The organism is Arthrobacter sp. PTI12 (assembly GCF_056679915.1).
The window spans coordinates 225060-240682 of the sequence record NZ_CM155256.1; the positions used below are offsets into that span (position 1 = coordinate 225060).

Sequence of the window (15623 nt, forward strand, 5' to 3'; positions counted from 1 at the left end):
CTGTGGGTCCAGTCTAGGTTGGCTCAGGCTCCTGACGGCGTGAGCACCTGCACCCTTGACTGTTCCACCTCCCCATTGGCCCTCGCGGAGCTGATCAGCTGCCGGTAGGCGTGGCCGCTGTCCTTGATGGTCCGTTCAAAGGAGTTGTAATCCACCCGGACAATCCCGAAGCGCTTGCCGTAGCCCCACGACCATTCGAAGTTGTCGAGCAGGGACCAGACGAAGTAGCCGCGGACGTCCGCGCCGGCATCGATTGCCTCACCGACGGCGGCAATGTGGTCGAGTACGAACGCGGTTCGCTCGGTATCATGCACCGCGCCGTCGCTGCTGACGGCGTCGTCGTAGGCTGCACCGTTCTCCGTCACGTACAGCGGTGGGAGGGTGGGGTACTCCTCGCCGAGGCGGACCAGCAGTTTCCGGAGCCCGTCCGGGTTCACTTCCCAGTTCATCGCCGTGCGCGGCAGGCCGCGGCTGGGGAAGGCGATGTCCTCAGAGCCGATCCAGCATGAGGACGTCTTGCGGGTGGTGCCGCCGGAGTGGCCGTCGCCGCCCCCGGTCGGGTGACCGCTGATGAGGTCGTCGTGGTAGTGGTTGACGCCAAGGAAGTCGATCGGCGTTCCGATGATTTCCAGGTCACCGAACTGGATGACGTCCCGGATGCCGAACTGCTCGAGGTCCGCGAGGGTGTCTTCGGGGTACTCCCCGCGCAGGATCGGGTCGAGGAAGATCCGGTTCTGCAGGGAATCGAACCGGCGCGCGGCATCGAGGTCAATGGGGTCCGTTGGGTCCTTCGGGATCGAGTTGCTCAGGTTCAGCGTGATGCCGATCTGCTCGGCCCCCCGAGAGCGCAGGGTGTTGACAGCGAGGCCGTGCGCGAGGTGCTGGTGGTGAATAGCGGCAACGGCAGCACTCGGTTCCTGCCGGCCCGGCGCATGCACTCCGGCAGCGTACCCAAGCAGGGAGGAGCAGAAGGGTTCGTTGAAGGTCGTCCAGTGCTGCACCCGGTCGCCCAGCGCCGAATAGACGTCGTTCGCGTAGTCCACAAAGCGGTACGCGGTGTCCCGGTTGGCCCAGCCGCCCTTCTCCTCAAGGGCCTGCGGCAGGTCCCAGTGGTAGAGGGTCAGCCAGGGGAGGATCCCGGCGTCGAGCAGTTCATCCACCAACCGGGAGTAGAAGTCCAGGCCTTCCGGGTTTGGCCCACGGTCCCCCGGCCGGACGCGCGCCCAGCTGGTGGAGAACCGGTAGGAGCCCAGCCCGAGCTCCTTCATGATGCGGACGTCTTCGGGCATGCGGTCATAGTGCTGGACCGCGTCCTTCAGGGTGTCGCCGTGGGCAATAGCCCCGGGTACACGGGCGAAGGCGTCCCAGACGGAATCTTCCTTACCGCCCTGGTGGCTTGCTCCTTCAACCTGCGCTGCTGCGGTGGCTGATCCCCAGAGGAACCCCTCCGGCCAGGTTCTGGCCGCGCTTCCTGATACGGGTTCACCGCTGATGGGTAGGGGGCGGGTTGCGTCGAGTGGCATTAGCCTTTCACTGCTCCTTGCATGATTCCTGAAATGAGTTGTCGGCCTGCGATGACGAAGAGCACCAGCAGGGGAAGTGTCGCGAGAACCGCACCGGTAAGCACGATCGAGTAATCGACGTACCGGGCGGCCTGCAGTTGGCTCAGCGCCGTCTGCAGGGTGGGGTTGCCGGCGTCGAGCACCAACAATGGCCAGAGGAAATCCGTCCAGGCGGTCATGAAGGTGAAGAGCCCAAGAATCGCCATGGCCGGCCGCGCGGCGGGAAGCGCCACGTGCCAGAACGTGGAGATCATGGATGCCCCGTCCATGCGCGCGGATTCGATCAGCTCATCGGGAATGACGTCCACCAGGTACTGACGCATGAAGAACACACCGAACGCCGTCACCAGCGTGGGGATGACGACGGCGCCGATCTCGCCGGTCCAGCCCAGGGTCCGCATCATCATGAACAGAGGGATGATGCCCAACTGGGTGGGGATCGCCATGGTGGCGATCACCGCGACCATCAGACCGTTGCGCCCCTTGAAGCGAAGCTTTGCGAAGGAGTAGCCGGCAAGGGTCGAGAAGGACACCACCGAAACGGTGATGATTCCCGAGATCAGGACGCTGTTGCCCAGCGCCAGCCAGAACGGGATGGTGTCGAAGACTTCGCCGGCGTTGCTCCAGAAGTTGCCGCCGGGCAGGAGCGGCGGCCAGGTTCCGGCGAGTGCCGAATTGGACCGGCTGCCGATGATGACGGACCACCACAGCGGGTACGCCGAGGCGAGGAAGAAGGCAAACAGCAACCCGTAGGTCAGGAACCCGGGACGGTACCCGTTGCCGAGCAGCTTTCTCCGCAGAGCCGGCGGGCGCGTACCTTTCTTGCGATCGGTGGTCTGCGTCCTGTCGATGACGGTCATTTTCCACTCCTTGTGGTCGCGTCGTCTGTGCTGGCTGGGTTTCCAGCCGCTGATTCCCCCGACGGTGCCGGCGGCTGCGTTCCGACGGCAGGGAGTACGACGGCGGGAGCCGAGGACTTCTTCCTGCGCCGGCTGAGTGCCCCGCGGCGAGAGCCGCGTTCGTCTCCCGTGGTTGCAATGCGGCGCGAGATCAGCCAGTTCACGATGCCGAACAGGACGATGATGAGGAACAGGAGCCACGCGATGGTCGCAGCCTTGCCGAAGTTCTGGCGCTGGAACGCCATTTCCCACAGGTAGAGGACGGTGGTCTGGAACTGACGTGCGGTTCCACCGGCGCTCCTGGGATCGTAGAGCTTGGGTTCGGTGAAGATCTGCAGGCCACCGATGGTTGCGGTGATGACCACGAAGATCATGGTGGGGCGGATGCTCGGCAGGGTGATGCTGAAGAAGCGGCGGAATGGCCCGGCGCCGTCAATGGCGGCGGATTCATAGATGTCCCGCGGCACGGCCTGCATGGCTGCGAGGAGAATCAGGGCGTTGTAGCCGGTCCAGCGCCAGTTCACCATGGTGGCAATGGCGATGTGGCTGGGCAGGGTCTCGTTCATCCACATGATCCGGTCAATGCCCATGCTCGCCAGAATGTTGTTGATGAGCCCGTACTGCTCGCCGAACATGTTCGCGAAGATCATGGCAACCGCTACCGGAGTAACGATGTAGGGGAGCAGGATGCTCATGCGCCAGAACGTCTTGGCCCGCAGATTCTGGTCCAGGACGGCCGCAATGGCGGTTGCGACCACCAGTTGCGGGATGGTGGAGAGCAGGAAGATGCTCACGGTGTTGAACAGTGAGTTCCAGAAGAACCTGTCCTGCAGTACCTCGACGAAGTTCTGCAGTCCCACAAACTCGCCCTGACCCTTCAACAGATGCCAGTCGAAGAGGGAGACAACAAAGGTGTAGCCGAGGGGGAACAGCCCCACGAGCCCGAACAGGAGAAAGAACGGGGCTATATAGAGGTACGGCGACGCCTTCACATCGAAAACATTCAGGCGCTGGCGGAAGGTCGGTGCGGTCTTGCTGGCAGCGGGAGTCCCGGCTGCCGGTCGATTCAGTGTCGTGGTCATGACGATTCCAGTCCATGAGGGGGCCTCCGGTACTCCGGAGGCCCCACGGCCGGTGTGCTAGTTGTTGACGACGAGCTCGTTGAGGAGCTTGACGGCTTCGTTCCAGGCTTCGTCAGCCGTACCGGAGCCTGTATCGAGGATCTTCAGTGCCGGCGCGAAGACGTTCTCCTGAATCACCGAGTCCTTCGGACCCTTGAACTGCGCGACGACGCCCTCGGCCCGTGAGGCGAAGATGGCACCGTAGGGAGCGTCATTGAAGAGCTCATTGGGTACGGCGTCTTCCACAATCTGCTGCTGTGCCTCGATGGTGCTGGGGAAGTTGTTCGCTGCGGCGGACTGCTTGACCTGCTGCTCCGGGGCGGTCAGCCATGCTGCCAGCTTGGCTGCCTCTGCCGGGTGTTCCGAGCTTTCAGGAACGGAGAGGAAAGCTCCACCCCAGTTGGAAGCGCCGCCCGGGAAGACGTCAGCTACGTCCCAACCGCTCTCGGGTCCTCCGCCTGCGGATTCGAGCTGCTCCTGAATGGTGCCGAGCATCCACGCGGGGCAGACATGCACGGCGAAGGAGCCGTCAACGAAAGCCTTGCCCTTGCCCCAGTCGAACTGCTTCTGGTTGGCGGACAGCCCGTCGGCTGTGCCGGCTGCGAGGAGGTCGAACTTGGCGCGCATGGCCTCGTTACCCTCGACGTTCAGCGCGCCGTCGGCCGTGTAGTAGCCCTCCTCCATCTGGTTCACCATGGAGTTCCACACGAACGCAGACTGGTCATACCAGGCTTTGCCGGTGGCCTCGTTGTACTGCCGGCCCAGGTCGAAGTAGGTCTCCCAGGTGGCGTCGTCGCCGCCGAAGAGTTCAGCAACTTCTTCGCGGTCCGTGGGGAAACCTGCTGCCTCGAAGAGGTCCTGGTTGAAGCACAGTGCCTGCGGCCCGATGTCGGTGCCGTAGCCGATGACGCGGCCGTTGGGATCGGTGCCCTGCTCGAACTTCCAGTCCACCCAATTCTCCTTGATGTCCTGGGCACCGTGCTCATTGAGGTCCACGAACTGGTCAGACACCTCCATGATCTGGCCGAGCCAGCCCTCCTCGACGGCGACGACGTCGCTCAGACCCGATCCGGCTGCGAGTTTGGTGAACGCATCGACGCGGGCGTTGGCGCTGCCGTCGATGTTGTTGGCCTCGATGGTTACGCCGGGGTTGGCTTCTTCGTATTCGGCATACAGATCGTCATAGCCGAAGTTGCCGAAGGTGGTGATGGACAACTCGATGGGGTTCTCGGCGCTGGCCGGTTCATCGCTGCTGCTGCCGCAGCCCGTGGCAACGAATGCCAGGGTCATAGTGCCGGTGAGGGCGGTGATCATTTTGGTGCGTCGTGAAAGGCTCACGGTCACTCCTTTGTGTGCGTGCTTCGATGGGGAAAGGGCGTGCTGGATTCCACTGGCTGGCCTTCTGGAAACGGACGCGATTAGCCTGCGTGGAGAATGGTGCGAAAGTTTGATGGAGCGCTCCATCGGCGGTTCAGTCAATCTACAGATGACCTGGGTCACATGTCAATAGAGCGCTCCATCAAGAATTCTGGGCCCATCGCGGCGCCGTCGGGCTAGAGCTGTTGACAGCCCCGGTGCGGGACCGCGTGCACCCGCCTGACTAGCCGCTATGTCAGCGGCGTGAGCCTACCCGTGAGCACCGAGGCGCTGCAGATCTCCGCTGACGGCTCCGCCAGGGATGCCTTGATCCGTTGCGCCGCTTCCGGAAGACAGGTAGGCGTATCAGCCGTCAGCGGGTACACGGCCACCTCGACCACCCGCCGGTCGGTGTCCTGAGCCGGCGTGATGTCGATGTCCCACACCGAACCGTCCCAGAAGACGTCTTCCTCGCGGCCTTCAAACAACGACGACGCCGTGTCACCCACCAGCTCAAGGCGCAGCAGGGAGCGCTCCCCTGCCGTCGCCTGGCCGCTAACGCTGATGGTGTAGCGGGCGGCATGCGCAGCGAAGTCATCGGGGGACGGCGCGGAGGCGCGCCCCGGTACGGTTACGGGCCGTGCCGGCGGTGCGGAAGCGGGAGCTGTCCGCGTGATCGTCACTTCGTGCGCCTCGGACGATACGGTGAACGGGTCGCGCGAGAAACCGTCGTCGTCCGCTTCTCCCGTGGGAGGGAATACGGCCACGGTGCCGGGTTGGTGCGCATACACCGCAAGTCCGCCATCCCGCTCCACCACAGGGGCAGACGAAAGCACCAGACGACGACGGCCGCTGACAGTGGGCGTCCACGCTTCCAGCGCCTGGGACGCCGAAAGAACCAGCACGCGCAACCGCCCACCCCTCTCACTGGTCAGGGTGAAGAAACCCGGGCGAAGGTCTTCGAGCACCCGCTCCCCGCCCACCGGCACACTGGAATGGCCCTCAACCTTGTACCCGCCCGGCACCGCCAGGTGGGCATCGACGCCGTCATTCGCGGCGAGCACCAAGACCGGCGGGTCCCCCTCGGCTTCAAGCACGGTCAGCACGTTGAGCGTGGCCCACCGGACGACGACGCCTGCCACCTCCAGCTGCACCGGCCAGGACAGGAACTCCCCGGCCGGGAGATCGACCGGCCGGTGCGGCAACAGGACACTCCGGTCATCCAATCCGATCTCGAACTGCACGCCGGTCCGGGCAGGCAACGGCTCATGCGGCCGGTGATTGTTGATGAAAACAAAGCCGCTCCCACCGTCGCTGCGCAGTGACCAGCGCAGGCCGCCCTCATCGTCGTCAGTTTCCGGGATGGTGGCATTCATCGCCGCGAGGCGGGAGCCGAAAGCCTCCAGGAAGGAGTGCTGGTTCCGCAGCCGGTGGAAGCTTTCCCGAATCTGGAGGTGGGCGCCGACGGGTGCGCCGAAGTCGTAGTTCAGTTCCGGCAGGTCGTTCGGGTAGCCGGTTGCGTGGGACTCCTGCAGGCCCTTGCGCGGGTTGGTGCCGCCCACGAACATGTAATAGCCCTGCCAGGTGGACCCGCTGCCGAGCTTGCAGAGCGCGACGGCGGCAATATCCCGTGCGGTCGGCGCCGGACGCCGGTGGTAGGCCTTCGCCATTCCGCCGCCGAGTTCGCAGGTGGCGGCCGGGAAGTCGGGATGCTTGGCGCCGACGACGCCGGTCCAGCTCTCACCCGCTAGGTCCTTGCCGATTCCAGGGTCATCCCACTGGTGGGAAAAGGTGAAGTGGGCCCGGAAGCTCTCATCCCAGCCCTGATCCGTATCCACCCAGAAGCCGTCCGAGTAGCCGCCGTAGAGCGGGAACACCTCGCCCACCGGGATGTCCGCGCTGCCCCACGCCGTCGCAGTCCACAGTGGCGCGAAGAGCCCGCTCTCCCGGGCGATGTCCTTGAGGGCGAGAATGTGGTCGGGCCTGTCATAGATCTCGTTCTCAAGCTGGATGCCGATCACCGGGCCGTCACTGCCGCACAGCCCGGCCACCTCTCCGCCGATCTGCCCGAACCAGGTTCTGACGGCGTCGAGGTAACGGGGATCGTTGGTGCGTTCGGTGTAGTCCGCGTTGACCACCCAGTCCGGATGACCGCCGTTGCGGACCTCGCCATGGCACCACGGGCCGAGGCGAAGGATGACCTCGAGCCCAATCTCCTCACACAGCTGCACGAACGCCGCGAGGTCGAGGTTGCCCTCGAAGCTTGGAGTGCCGTGTTCCTCCGGCTGGTGATGAATCCAGAAGATGTAGGTGGCGACGACGTTGATGCCGCCCGCCTTCATCAGCCGCAGCGCATCGGCCCAGCGTTCGCGCGGCTGGCGACTGTAGTGCATCTCGCCGGTGACGGGAATCCACGGTTCACCGTTCCGGAGAATGCTGCGGTTGGTGAGCGCTAAGCCGGGGCGGGCGTCGACGTCGTTGGCCATCCGCGGGCGGGTTTCGGGAGCGTCCCAGCCAACGTGGGAGATCTTCAGGGCGGGCATGGTTTCGACGGTAAGCGCATTCCGCGCACCGAGCAACAATGTCAGGGTTCCAGGACGTACGCCAACAGATCATTGAGCGTCTGCTCCATGTGCCGATCCATGGCCAGCCGGGCGCGTTCGGTGTCATGCGAGCGCATGGCGTCCATGATGTTGGCGTGCTCGGCAATGGCGTTGATTTGAATCTGGACCACCTTCGAGGTCTGCGCGCGCCGGGAGGCAAGGATCCGGGTCAGCGGCTCAAACAGCACCGCAACAAACACGTTTCCGGACGCATGCAGGATCAGATCATGGAAGGCGAGATCGGCAGCGACGAAGCGGTCGACGTCGTTCTCTTCATGGGCGGCGCGCATCTGCGCCAGCTGCCCGTCCATCTCGGTGAGTTCCTCGGCGGTGATGCGGCTCGCGGCGAGTTCGGCGGCGCCGGTTTCGAGCATGCGCCGCAATTCGATCAGCTGGACGGCCACCGCAGCATCCTCCTGGCCCTCCGACGCGGCACGCAGCACAGCTTCAAGGGACGACCACTGGTTCAGCGGGTTCACGAACGTCCCCCGCCCACGCTCCACGCGGAGAATCCGGCGTGCCACAAGAGTCTTCATCGCTTCGCGGACGGTCATGCGGCTGACCTCGTGCCGCGCGCTCAGCTCCAGTTCGCCGGGGACACCTGATCCAGGCGGGAATTCACCGGCAACGATGCGGTCGAGCAGTTCATCAGCAACTTCATCGACCAGCGATTTGCGTGCCATGCTCCCCCTCTTCCAGTAACCAGCCAAGTGTACTTGCGTGTCTGCATGGCCTGTGTCACACTAATCGATATGCAAGATGTCTGACATCTTACATTTAGAATAAAGGCCAGCTATACACAACGGAGTGCACAGTGACTACCGAGACGAACCTCCTCGCCGGTTACCCGGCCGAGCTCGCCGTATCCGCCGACGCGGTGGCGCAAACGCTTGAGAACCGCATCTTTGTAGTGCTCGACGACGACCCCACCGGCACGCAGTCGGTCTCGGATCTGCCGGTCCTCACCCGCTGGGAGACCGAGGATTTCACCTGGGCGTTCGGCGAGGGAAAGCCTGCGGTGTACGTGCTAACCAACACCCGAAGCCTTGATCCCGCGGAAGCCGCCGCCCGCAATGAGGAAGTGGTCCGCAACGCGCTCGACGCCTCTACCCGACTAGGATCCGACCTTCGCGTGAGTTTCGTCAGCCGCAGCGACTCCACCCTACGAGGGCACTATCCGCTGGAGCCGGACGTTATTGCCGCCACCGTGGCCGAGATGTCCGGTGAAGCTACCGACGGCGTCGTCATCATCCCCGCCTTTCCCGACGCCGGCCGCATCACCATCGGCGGAGTGCACTACACGCGCGGAAGCGATGACGAACTCATTCCGGTCGCCGAGACCGAATTTGCGAAGGACGCAACCTTCGGCTTCACGAACTCCGCGCTGCCGAAGTATGTGGAGGAGAAGTCCGGCGGGCGGTTCTCCTCCGGTGACGTGATCGTTCTCGACCTGAACATCATCCGGGCCGGCAGCGAAACCAGCGATCCGGAGTTTTCAGCGACAGCCATCGCCGACGCGCTCGACGGCGCTACCGGCTCCACTCCGATCGTCGCGGACATCGTCACCGAGAACGATCTCCGCGCGCTCTCGCTCGGCCTCGCCGAAGCTGAGCGGCGCGGCAAGCGCCTGCTGTACCGGGTGGGCCCGCCGTTCATGCGCGCACGCATCGGGCAGGATGTCCGCGAGCCGCTCACCAGTGACGAAGCGTTCGCCGGTACCAGCCCGGGCACTGCGGGTGGCCTTATTGTTGTCGGCTCCCACGTGGGCGTGACCACACGACAGTTGAACGTGTTGACCACCGAGCACAGCGCAGCCCGCATCGTGGAGATCGATGTCGAGCGCCTGTTCACCGCTGAGGCGGACCGCTACCTCGACGAGGTCGTGGACACCGTCAGCACCGCCCTCAACGGCGCGGACGTCATTGTGCACACCAGTCGGCTCCTGGTGCGCGCCGATGACCCGGCCGAGAGCCTGCGCATTGCGCGCACCGTTTCTGCCGCCGTCGTCGACGTCGTCAACCGGACGTTGAAGGCGTTCCCTCCCCGCTTCGTCATTGCAAAGGGCGGCATCACCTCATCCGATGTTGCAGCCCACGGCCTCGAGATCCGCCACGCGATTGTGCGCGGTCCCATGCTGCCCGGAATCGTGAGCCTCTGGGCGCCCGTTGACGGCCCCGCCAAGGGCATCCCCTACATCGTCTTCGCGGGGAACGTCGGCGACGACCGCTCCCTCGCAGACGTGACGCGCACCCTCAGCGTCACCTTCTGACGGCTTTCCCACTGCACAGTTCAACCCAGTACGTACCAATGGAGATACAGATGAGCACCACTGATTACCAGGTCACCGTCCTCGGCCTCGGCGCGATGGGGCTGCCGATGGCAACCCGACTCGCAACACAGCTGACCGTGCACGGCTTCGACATCGCCGAGGAGCGGCTCAAGCTGGCGAACGACGCCGGTGTGCACACCTTCGCTTCCGGGCGGGACGCGACGCACGGCGCCGACGCCCTCCTGCTGGCCGTCCGTAACGGCGAGCAGCTCACCGAGGTCCTGTTCGGCGAAAACGGTGTCGCCGCAGCGCTGAAGCCGGGCGCCGTCGTCATTCTTACCAGCACCGTCGGCACCGAGGCGATCGCCGGCACTGTCTCGCGTCTCGCGGAATTCGGCGTTGCCCTCGTTGACGCGCCGCTGTCCGGCGGACCGAAGCGGGCCGGGGAGGGGGACCTGCTCATCGTCGTGGGCGCCGACCCTTCGGCTGTGGAAGCGGCCCGCCCGGTGTTGGAGCTGCTGGCGTCAACGCTGAGCATCGTCGGCGACAAGCCGGGCGACGGCCAGGCCCTGAAGACGGTGAACCAGCTGCTGTGCGGCGTTCACATTGCCGCTGCCGCTGAGGCGATGGCACTGGCCGACGCCCTTGGCCTCGACCAGCAGAAAACCTTGGCCGCCCTCGAGGCTGGAGCCGCCGGATCCTTCATGCTCTCCAACCGCGGCCCGCGGATCCTCGAGGCCTACAGCGAGGACGGCGCCGAAGTACTGAGCCGGCTCGACATCTTCGTCAAGGACATGGGGATTGTCGGCAAAGCCACGCGGGGCGCCGGGCTGGCGACGCCGGTCGCGGCCGCGGCTGAACAGCTCTACCTTCTCGGTCAGGCCCAGGGCCTCGCCGCTGCGGATGATTCCGCCGTCATCCGAGTTGTTGCGCCCACGAGGCGCAGCGCCTGACGTCGTCGCTCACTGCACCATCACTGAGCGCACCGTTCGCTCTCAGGCGGCTCCCGCCGTCGTCGTATTTACTAGCAGCCTCACCGCGAGGCTCCCGTTGTCATAGGAGACACCCCTTATGAGCCCTCTCGCTCTCCTCGCCATTGCAGTAGCGGGCGTTGCCCTGCTACTCGTGGGAGTTATCAAGTTCAAGATTCCGGCGTTCCTCGCGCTGCTGGTGGTGAGCGTGCTGGTGGCGCTGGTTGCGGGCATTCCGCTCGGCGACATCGTCAGCACCGTGACTGAAGGTATGGGTGGAACGCTCGGCAACGTCGCGATCCTCGTGGGCCTCGGTGCCATGCTCGGCAAGATGATCGAAATCTCCGGCGGCGCCCAGGCGCTGGCGGGGAAGTTCACCTCGGTGCTCGGCCCGCGCCGCGTGGTTGCAGCACTGACCTCCGCGGCGTTCCTGCTGGCCATTCCCGTGTTCTTCGATGTCGGCTTCATCATCCTCGTGCCGATCATCTACGGATTCGCGAAGGCTGCGGGCGTGAACCCGGTCAAGTTCGGCCTGCCGGTGGGCGCCATCATGCTCGCCATCCACGTGGTTGTTCCGCCGCACCCCGGCGTTGTGGGAGGAGCCGGGATCCTCGGCGCGGATATCGGATGGACCACGGTGCTGGGCCTGCTGCTCTGCATCCCAGTCGGCGTACTGGGCTACTTTGTTGCGCAGAGGCTGAACCGCCGCGAGTACGAGATGCTTCCCGCAACCGCCGCCCAGTTCAAGCTTTTCGGTACCGGTGAGTCCGACGTCGAGCGCGACACAGCGTCCGGCGGCACCGGTGGAGTAGCAACGCAGGTCCGCACCGCGCCGAGCCCCGCGATGATCATCTCCCTGATCGTGCTTCCCATCCTGATGATCATGGTCGGGACGGTCGGCGCCATCCTCCTGCCCGAAGATACCTTCGGCCGCGACCTCGCCGGCTTCATCGGCTCACCGCTGATCGCGCTGCTGACGGCTCTGGGCCTGACCTACTACTTCCTGGGCATCCGCCGCGGCTGGTCCTCCCAGCACACCGGCGAGGTCATGGATTCAGCGCTGGCTCCCACCGCGATCGTCATCCTCGTGACCGGCGCCGGCGGCGTCTTCGGCAAGGTGCTGACCGTTTCCGGGATCGGCACGGCGCTGGCTGAGGGTCTCGCTGCCGTTGGTCTGCCCATCATTATCATGGCGTTCATCCTGGCCGCAGTTCTGCGTGCGTCGCAGGGTTCGGCAACCGTCGCCATCATCACGACGGCGGGACTTCTCAGCGCGGCCGTCGCGGCCGGCGGCTACTCCCCCGTGCAGACGGCGCTCATCCTGATCGCGATTGGTTTCGGAGCGTTCGGTTTGAGCCATGTGAATGACTCCGGCTTCTGGATTGTTACCCGCTTCCTGGGCCTCTCCGTGGCGGATGGCCTTCGGACCTGGACCGTGCTGACGACCATCCTCGGCGTTGCCGGCTTCCTACTCACCCTTGTGGCGTGGACGCTCGTGGGCGGGTTCGCGGTCTAGTTTCACCTTCGCGCGATACCGTTCGCGCCTCCCGTTAGCTTTTTTGCCATCCGATAGCGGCCTTCCGCTATCGGATGGCAAAACTGTTATCGGATCAGTTGTAGTCATCCGCTCTCCCACCCGTTATTGTTCGGAACAGTCCGCTCCTTGTGGAGGGGCGCCGAGGGGGGAAATGAACTGGATCCGCGCCAACCGGCTGATTGCAGCCGGTTTTGGCATCGCCGTCGTCGGGCTTGTGCTCGTTCTTGTTGCCGGGGCCACCGCGCCGCCTGCGACGTTCGGCTGGTTCGCCTATGCACCGTTGGCAAACAACGCCGTCGTAGCACCCGACCCGACTGCGGGTGAAATCTTCGGAGCGTCCCTCGCCGGAGCGGGTCTCATCCTGTGCGCCGGAGCCCTCGGTTACCTGCGGGGACGGCGCGGCACATGAGGCCGCTGCTGATCTCGCTGCTGGGGGTCGCCGCGCTCCTGATACTGGCCGGAGTGTCGCTGCTGTTTGGCCGGCCGCCAGCCGCTCTCCCGCTTCCCACCGCTCAGTCTGAAGCGAGCATCGCGTACGGTTCGGAGCTCGTGATCGCGTACGACGACGGCGCCTCCTCCTCCGATCTGCTCACCACCGCCGCTGGCCTGCTGGTGCTGGGCGGCCTGATGATCAGCGCCGGCGCCTACGGCGGCCGGCTCGCGAGGGAGGCTCCGGATGCGGACTGATTCCGGTTGGCGGAAAGCGATCGCGGTGTTGTCTGTGGGAGCGCTGCTGGTGGTTCTTGGCGTGTTTCTGGTGATCGGTTCCCAGCCGGCTCCCACGCAGGACTTCGGTTTTGTCGGAGGGCAGGGCCAGGAATTCCACATCACCTCGAACGGCGTCCTGAGCAATGGGCCGCTGTTGCTCAGTCCCACGATGGGAGGGGTGTTGCTCGGCACCGGAGTGGCGCTGGCGGCGGGCGTCGGCGGGTTCGTGCTCGGCCGTCGTCGTCGTTAGCTCCGGCTAGTCCTGGGCCATCTCGTTTCAGCGTGGCGATGTACAATTTGTACATGACCACAGACATGACGGTAAGTCAGGGCCGGGCTGCACTCAGCGCCGTGACCGCTCGTGCAGAATTCGGCGGCGAGACCACCTACCTCACCAAACACGGGCATCGCGCCGCAGCCGTGGTGCCGGCAGCATCTGCCGAGTTGCTCGAACAACTGGAGGATCTTATCGACGCGAGGAGCGTTGAAATCGCCCTCGCAAACCTTGACTCCGGGAAGGACGAGCGAGTGCCCTTCATCCGCCGCAGTGGCGCTAACCCCGCATAGTGACTTACTCCATTGCGCTCCTTCGTTCAGCAGACAAATTCTTGTCCAAGTTAGTGAGACAACAGCCGTCCGATGCGCAGAATATTGAAGAAGCGATTCAAAGCCTGGCGGAATCACCTCATCCGCCCGGATGCGAACAACTCAAGGGCTACTCCGGCATATTCCGTATCAGAGTAGGCAACTACAGGATCTGCTACCGCGTAGACGGCGGCGAGCTACTCATACTTGTGATTGTCATCAACGAGCGGAACGAAATCCATCAGGAGCTGCGGCGTCATCTAGGGCGCTGAGCGAGATTGCTGGACGTTACGTAGCTATCCAGTAGCGAAGCTTCGCCCCTCGCTGGACTACTCCGGGATTCTCCGTGGCGCGTAGACGTGCCATACATCTGACCGCGCCCTTGCCTGATCCTCCGGCCCGTGATTCGGTGGGAAGTGGGGCTGACAGCCCCGGTCGGGTTCCGACTCACCGAATCCATAGAGGAAACCGAGAGTAGGAGAGGCACATGGCTACGAACAACCCCGCCAAACTGATCAAGCTAAGCGACAGCGATCAGACGGTGACCGCCGAGGAAGACATCCGCGGACTCAACGTCAAGGACAAGGACGGCGAAGATCTGGGGCAGATCGATGCACTGCTGATTGACGACGCCGAGAAAAAGGTTCGCTTCCTGGTGGTCGCCTCAGGTGGATTCCTCGGGATCGGCAAGGAGAAGTCGTTCATCCCGGTCGAGGCGATCACGCGTATTGCCGATGAGGTCACGATTGACCAGTCCCGCGAACTGGTCGCCGGAGCTCCAGGTTATGATCCTGAGCTCGTCGACGAGGCCTCCTACTACGAGGACGTGTACGGGTACTACGGATACCTGCCGTATTGGGGCGCCGGATACGCCTACCCGACCTTCCCGTACTACCCGCCTGTTCCGCCTGACCGCTCTGCGGACAAGTAAGGGCGATTCCACGCTTAGACTCCGAGGATGCGCGCAGTAGTTTTCGACCAGGTTCAGGGCCGGCCCGATGTTCGGGAGGTACCGGCTCCAGCGGTCACTCCGGGCGGCGTCGTGGTCAAAGTGATGGCAACAGGTTTGTGCCGCAGTGATTGGCATGCTTGGGCGGGCCACGAGGACATAGCGTTTCCCCACGTTCCCGGCCATGAGCTTGCCGGCATCGTCACCGAGGTAGGCGCCGACGTCGTCCGGTGGAAGGCCGGTGACCGTGTGACGGTCCCCTTTGTGTGCGGCTGCGGCCGGTGCGAATGGTGTCTGACCGGAAATGCCCAGGTGTGCCCCAACCAGCAGCAGCCGGGCTTCACACACTGGGGATCTTTCGCCGAGTACGTCGGCCTGTATGCTGCCGATACCAATCTGATGGCCATTCCCGAAGGGATAGATTTCACGACGGCGGCCAGCCTGGGTTGCCGGTTCGCTACCGCGTACCGCGCGCTGGTCAGCCGCGCGCAGGTTAGACCCGGCGAGTGGGTGACCGTTGTAGGTGCGGGCGGTGTGGGTTTGAGCGCGGTGATGATCGCACGCGCGGTAGGCGCACGTGTGATCGCCGTTGACCGTCACGCCGAGGCCCTTGCCGTGGCGTCCGCCCTCGGCGCGGAGCACGTTCTCACGGCCGACGGCGGTGACATCCCGTCCGCTGTTGCTGAACTGACCGACGGCGGAAGCCACGTCGCCATTGATGCGGTGGGCAGTGAGCAGACCTGCGCTGACGCCATTCTGAGTCTTCGGCGCAGGGGCCGGCATGTGCAGATCGGGCTGCTGCCTCCAGTTGGCGGCAATCCCCGCGTTCCGATGGCACGGGTGATTGCGTGGGAGCTTGATCTGCTGGGCAGCCATGGCATGGCCGCCGCCGACTATCCGGGAATGATGGCGCTCATCGAGGAAGGTTCGCTGCGGCCGGACCTGTTGATTGAACGCACCGTTGGACTCGCGGAGGCCGCTTTCCTGTTGCCCGGGTTCGATCGGGCCAAGCCCGCGGGGATGACGATCATCGATCCGTGGCGGTGACGATTCAGGTGGGTGG

General features: G+C 64.5%; 16 protein-coding genes. 10 read left to right on the plus strand and 6 right to left on the minus strand.

Going from position 1 to position 15623, the window contains the following annotated elements:
• Positions 1-23: 23 nt before the first annotated feature.
• From AC1MBU_RS01090 to AC1MBU_RS01115, 6 genes are all read right to left on the minus strand, one after another.
• On the minus strand, positions 24-1523 hold the full coding sequence (locus AC1MBU_RS01090; protein WP_479788223.1) for a GH1 family beta-glucosidase: 1500 nt from the start codon (positions 1521-1523) through the stop codon (positions 24-26).
• On the minus strand, positions 1523-2422 hold the full coding sequence (locus AC1MBU_RS01095) for a carbohydrate ABC transporter permease (RefSeq protein WP_479788224.1): 900 nt from the start codon (positions 2420-2422) through the stop codon (positions 1523-1525). Before AC1MBU_RS01095 ends, AC1MBU_RS01090 begins: the two co-directional genes overlap by 1 nt.
• Complete coding sequence (locus AC1MBU_RS01100; protein ID WP_277357504.1) at positions 2419-3543, minus strand: carbohydrate ABC transporter permease; 1125 nt, start codon at positions 3541-3543, stop codon at positions 2419-2421. Before AC1MBU_RS01100 ends, AC1MBU_RS01095 begins: the two co-directional genes overlap by 4 nt.
• A gap of 57 nt (positions 3544-3600) precedes the next feature.
• Positions 3601-4896: an ABC transporter substrate-binding protein gene (locus AC1MBU_RS01105; RefSeq protein WP_428831024.1), complete on the minus strand. Its 1296-nt coding sequence runs from the start codon at positions 4894-4896 to the stop codon at positions 3601-3603.
• A 293-nt stretch (positions 4897-5189) separates the two neighbouring features.
• Positions 5190-7481 (minus strand): beta-galactosidase, encoded by a 2292-nt coding sequence (locus AC1MBU_RS01110; protein WP_479788225.1) that lies wholly within the window; start codon positions 7479-7481, stop codon positions 5190-5192.
• A 41-nt stretch (positions 7482-7522) separates the two neighbouring features.
• Complete coding sequence (locus AC1MBU_RS01115; protein WP_056545251.1) at positions 7523-8224, minus strand: FadR/GntR family transcriptional regulator; 702 nt, start codon at positions 8222-8224, stop codon at positions 7523-7525.
• 131 nt (positions 8225-8355) lie between these two features.
• Between AC1MBU_RS01115 and AC1MBU_RS01120 the strand changes: the two genes are divergently transcribed.
• The 10 genes from AC1MBU_RS01120 to AC1MBU_RS01165 all read left to right on the plus strand — a co-directional run bounded on the left by AC1MBU_RS01120 (position 8356) and on the right by AC1MBU_RS01165 (position 15607).
• Entirely contained in the window at positions 8356-9810 is a 1455-nt protein-coding gene (locus AC1MBU_RS01120; RefSeq protein ID WP_277357506.1) for a four-carbon acid sugar kinase family protein, read from the plus strand.
• A 50-nt stretch (positions 9811-9860) separates the two neighbouring features.
• Positions 9861-10763 (plus strand): NAD(P)-dependent oxidoreductase, encoded by a 903-nt coding sequence (locus AC1MBU_RS01125; RefSeq protein WP_479788226.1) that lies wholly within the window; start codon positions 9861-9863, stop codon positions 10761-10763.
• Between the two features lie 118 nt (positions 10764-10881).
• A complete protein-coding gene (locus AC1MBU_RS01130; RefSeq protein WP_479788227.1) occupies positions 10882-12297 on the plus strand; it encodes a GntP family transporter in 1416 nt (471 codons plus the stop codon).
• Between the two features lie 172 nt (positions 12298-12469).
• The gene (locus AC1MBU_RS01135; protein WP_479788228.1) at positions 12470-12727 is read left to right on the plus strand and encodes a hypothetical protein; all 258 of its coding nucleotides are present in this window, start codon (positions 12470-12472) and stop codon (positions 12725-12727) included.
• Positions 12724-13005: a hypothetical protein gene (locus AC1MBU_RS01140; protein ID WP_277357510.1), complete on the plus strand. Its 282-nt coding sequence runs from the start codon at positions 12724-12726 to the stop codon at positions 13003-13005. The genes AC1MBU_RS01135 and AC1MBU_RS01140 overlap by 4 nt, the downstream gene beginning before the upstream one ends.
• A complete protein-coding gene (locus AC1MBU_RS01145) occupies positions 12995-13276 on the plus strand; it encodes a hypothetical protein (RefSeq protein WP_277357511.1) in 282 nt (93 codons plus the stop codon). The genes AC1MBU_RS01140 and AC1MBU_RS01145 overlap by 11 nt, the downstream gene beginning before the upstream one ends.
• A 53-nt stretch (positions 13277-13329) precedes the next feature.
• Positions 13330-13593 carry a hypothetical protein gene (locus AC1MBU_RS01150; protein WP_277357512.1) on the plus strand — a complete coding sequence of 88 codons (264 nt, stop codon included), beginning with the start codon at positions 13330-13332 and terminating at the stop codon, positions 13591-13593.
• Positions 13593-13883, plus strand: coding sequence for a type II toxin-antitoxin system RelE family toxin (locus AC1MBU_RS01155; protein ID WP_277357513.1), 291 nt, complete (start codon positions 13593-13595; stop codon positions 13881-13883). Before AC1MBU_RS01150 ends, AC1MBU_RS01155 begins: the two co-directional genes overlap by 1 nt.
• Positions 13884-14098: 215 nt before the next feature.
• Positions 14099-14542: a PRC-barrel domain-containing protein gene (locus AC1MBU_RS01160; protein WP_479788229.1), complete on the plus strand. Its 444-nt coding sequence runs from the start codon at positions 14099-14101 to the stop codon at positions 14540-14542.
• 27 nt (positions 14543-14569) lie between these two features.
• Positions 14570-15607 carry a zinc-dependent alcohol dehydrogenase family protein gene (locus AC1MBU_RS01165; protein ID WP_479788230.1) on the plus strand — a complete coding sequence of 346 codons (1038 nt, stop codon included), beginning with the start codon at positions 14570-14572 and terminating at the stop codon, positions 15605-15607.
• The last annotated feature ends 16 nt before the right edge of the window (positions 15608-15623 follow it).